The organism is Mycobacterium sp. E136, assembly GCF_001666865.1.
Lineage (GTDB): Bacteria > Actinomycetota > Actinomycetes > Mycobacteriales > Mycobacteriaceae > Mycobacterium.
Genome location: NZ_LZJE01000114.1, coordinates 1 through 609 on the forward strand (window position 1 = coordinate 1; position 609 = coordinate 609).

Annotated in this window: 1 protein-coding gene; it reads left to right on the plus strand. The window is 63.7% G+C overall.

What is annotated here, in order from left to right; genetic code table 11:
- Positions 1-586, plus strand: a 586-nt coding sequence (gene istB, locus A5698_RS08120) for an IS21-like element ISMyma9 family helper ATPase IstB (RefSeq protein WP_068295392.1), incomplete at its 5' end; no start/stop codon positions are given.
- Positions 587-609 lie beyond the last annotated feature (23 nt).

The window sequence follows — 609 nt, forward strand, 5'->3', positions numbered from 1 at the left end:
GGCGATCAAGACGATCACCGATTTCGACTTCACCGCCCAACCCCATGTCGACCGCGCTCAGATCGCCCGCCTCGAGGCTGGCGGTTGGTTGGCCGAAGCCCGCAACATCGTGCTGCTAGGACCGCCAGGAACCGGCAAGACCCACCTCGCCACCGCGCTGGCCATCGCGGCCACCCAGGCCGGGCACCGCGTCGCGTTCGCCCCGGCGACCGGCTGGATCACCCGCCTGGCCGAAGCCCACCGCATCGATCGCCTCGAGGCCGAACTGCGCAAGATCTCCCGCTACGGGCTGATCGTCATCGACGAAGTCGGCTACATCCCGTTCGACACCGAAGCGGCCAACCTGTTCTTCCAACTCGTGTCGACCCGGTATGAGAAATCGTCGATCATCTTGACCTCTAACCTGCCGTTTTCGCGCTGGGGACAAGTCTTCGGTGAAGCCACGATTGCCTCAGCGATGATCGACCGGATCGTCCACCATGCCGACGTCATCGCCCTCAAAGGCGCCAGCTACCGCATCAAACACACCGCAATCGAGTCCCTGCCCTCCGTCGAAGCCGACCGTCAGGCAGACTCAACCCCGTAACACCTGCTCACTTTTCGACCGGA